Source organism: Vibrio sp. 10N.261.55.A7 (genome assembly GCF_002877365.1).
In the GTDB taxonomy this organism is placed as follows: domain Bacteria; phylum Pseudomonadota; class Gammaproteobacteria; order Enterobacterales; family Vibrionaceae; genus Vibrio.
Genome location: NZ_MCWZ01000202.1, coordinates 1 through 2,543 on the forward strand (window position 1 = coordinate 1; position 2,543 = coordinate 2,543).

3 protein-coding genes are annotated in these 2,543 nt (G+C 45.2%); 1 reads left to right on the plus strand and 2 read right to left on the minus strand.

What is annotated here, in order from left to right; genetic code table 11:
- Positions 1-249, plus strand: a 249-nt coding sequence (locus BCU12_RS10495; protein WP_133153862.1) for a diguanylate cyclase, incomplete at its 5' end; no start/stop codon positions are given.
- A 40-nt stretch (positions 250-289) separates the two neighbouring features.
- Here the strand turns inward: BCU12_RS10495 and cobB are convergent.
- The gene (gene cobB, locus BCU12_RS10500; protein WP_102404245.1) at positions 290-1,027 is read right to left on the minus strand and encodes a Sir2 family NAD+-dependent deacetylase; all 738 of its coding nucleotides are present in this window, start codon (positions 1,025-1,027) and stop codon (positions 290-292) included.
- A gap of 178 nt (positions 1,028-1,205) precedes the next feature.
- Positions 1,206-2,426 (minus strand): ammonium transporter, encoded by a 1,221-nt coding sequence (locus BCU12_RS10505; protein ID WP_102404246.1) that lies wholly within the window; start codon positions 2,424-2,426, stop codon positions 1,206-1,208.
- Positions 2,427-2,543: the final 117 nt, after the last annotated feature.

A 2,543-nucleotide genomic window follows, 5' to 3' on the forward strand; every position in this document is an offset into this window, starting at 1 on the left:
TCTCTTGTCGATGCAATGAACAAAAAAGAGCTTGGATTCAGACTAGGTGGCGATGAATTTATCGTTGCGACAGTTGCTGGACGTTCAAAGCAATTATTGGATACACTTGAGCAAGATCTATCAGATGGGCCAGTTAAATACAGCTACGGTGTTGAGTCTACTAGAAAAGAAGACCTAGATGCTGCAATCAGGCGCACCGACCTCGCTATGTACAAAATGAAAAGCTCCCAATCCAACAAAGTAGATTAGGAGCCATTACTGTCATCAGGTGTTTCTAAATTTCGGTGCGTTAAGCGCGCTGTTGATGTTGAATATCAGCACTCAGCAATTCTTCTACCAACCTAGGCACTTCTGCACTTGCTTTGCCATAGCGCTTCTCTTCAAATTCGCTTTCTACAGCACTAGGTTCTAGATTGATCTCTATGGTATGAGCACCATGCATTTTGGCATCGTGAACGAAGCCTGCTGCTGGGTAAACAACCCCTGATGTGCCAATCGAAATAAACAAATCAGCCTCCTCTAATGAGGCGTATATGTCACCCATTTTTAAAGGCATCTCTCCAAACCAGACAATATGTGGGCGCATTTGAGCAGGGATTTGACAGCAGTGGCAGAGTTCTCCAGTCACAATATCATCTAGGTGCTCAATGACTTGATTAGATTCACTGCATCTTGATTTTAACAACTCGCCGTGCATGTGAATGATATTGTCGCTCCCACCTCTCTCATGGAGATTGTCAATGTTTTGAGTAATGACAGTTACCTTACCGTCAAGCTGTGACTCAAGCTTACCAAGCGCGATATGGGCAGCATTGGGCTTGATCGTCTCTGATTGAAGTTTACGTCGACGTTGATTGTAAAAATCTTGCACGAGATCAGGATCGCGACTGAACCCTTCTGGCGTCGCCACATCTTCAATTTTGTGGTTTTCCCAAAGCCCGTCCTGAGCTCGAAACGTTTGAATTCCTGATTCGGCAGAGATACCTGCACCAGTAAGAATGACGATATTTTTGTAAGGAAATGGCATGCTATGTCCTTTTAGCCCTGACTTTACTAAAGACTAGCATTGTTCTTTTTCTACCAGAAGAGTATCGCATTAGACCATAGTATTAATTCCTTTAAGTTCATATGGGTTTTGTGAGGCCTGACAAAAAAGAGAGGACTAAGCCTCTCTTTTAAATCAAATATTAAAATACCGTAGCGCGTTAATCGTCAGTGGTTGAAGAGATCTTATGTACCGCCAAATCTGCCCCTATGAATTCATCTTCTTCTGACAGTCGTAGGCCTGTTAATTTGTGCAATGCACCGTAAACAATCACAGCGCCTATGACTGCAGTGGCAATACCTAAAATAGTGCCTAGCACCTGAACCGTTAAACTTACGCCGCCAAGGCCACCTAAAGCCGTTTGACCGAAGATACCCGCTGCAACTCCTCCCCATGCACCACAAACACCGTGTAGTGGCCATACACCGAGCACATCATCAATCTTTGTGTTGTTCTGTAGGTACGTAAAGAGGTATACAAACAAGCCACCAGCGATTCCGCCCGTAACAAGTGCGCCAATCGGATGCATAAGATCAGAACCCGCACAGATAGCGACCAAACCTGCTAAGGGCCCGTTGTGTATAAAACCAGGGTCATTTTTTCCAGCGATTAACGCAACAATAATACCACCAACCATAGCCATTAATGAGTTAAGTGCAACTAACCCACTGATACCCTCTAAAGTTTGAGCAGACATTACGTTGAAGCCAAACCAGCCTACACACAGTATCCATGCCCCCAATGCCAAAAATGGGATGTTAGACGGTGCGAAGTTGGTGTGCTTACCTGCACGAACTCGGCCTTTTCGCATCCCAAGGAATACAACGGCGACAAGAGCAATCCACCCACCAACACCGTGCACAACCACTGATCCTGCAAAGTCATGGAATGACGCACCAAAACTTGATTCAAACCACGCTTGAATGCCGAAGTTTCCGTTCCAGATCATGCCTTCAAAAAGCGGGTACACAAGGCCAACCGTTAAGAATGTGGCAATAAGGATTGGATAGAAACGAGCACGCTCTGCAATGCCTCCGGAAACGATAGCCGGTATTGCTGCAGCAAATGTCAGTAGGAAGAAGAACTTTACAAGCTCATACCCATTGCCCGCCGACAGCGTTTCAGCACTTGAAAAGAAATGGCCACCATACGCGACCCAGTATCCAATGAAGAAATAGGCTAACGCTGATACGCCGAAATCAGCCAGGATCTTAACTAACGCATTGACCTGGTTTTTGCGTCGAACGGTTCCGACTTCTAGGAAGGCGAAGCCAGCGTGCATCAAAAAAACCATTATCGCGCCCAGCAATAGAAATAATGTGTCTGAGCTTTGTGTTAAAAGCTGAACCGCGCCTTGAATCTGGTTGGATGATTCTGACATGTGAAGAGATCTCCTTACTCTTTTGTAGCGCACCATCATGGTGCTAGATATACCTAATTCAGAGCAACTTTAGTGCGTTACTCAATTATGACGGTGTATTACGCAACTAATGTGCCA

What these genes read in the sequence shown, in the direction of transcription:
- cobB (WP_102404245.1), bottom strand. Translation starts at nt 1,027, where the DNA reads ATGCCATTTCCTTACAAAAATATCGTCATTCTTACTGGTGCAGGTATC.
- BCU12_RS10505 (WP_102404246.1), bottom strand. Translation starts at nt 2,426, where the DNA reads ATGTCAGAATCATCCAACCAGATTCAAGGCGCGGTTCAGCTTTTAACA.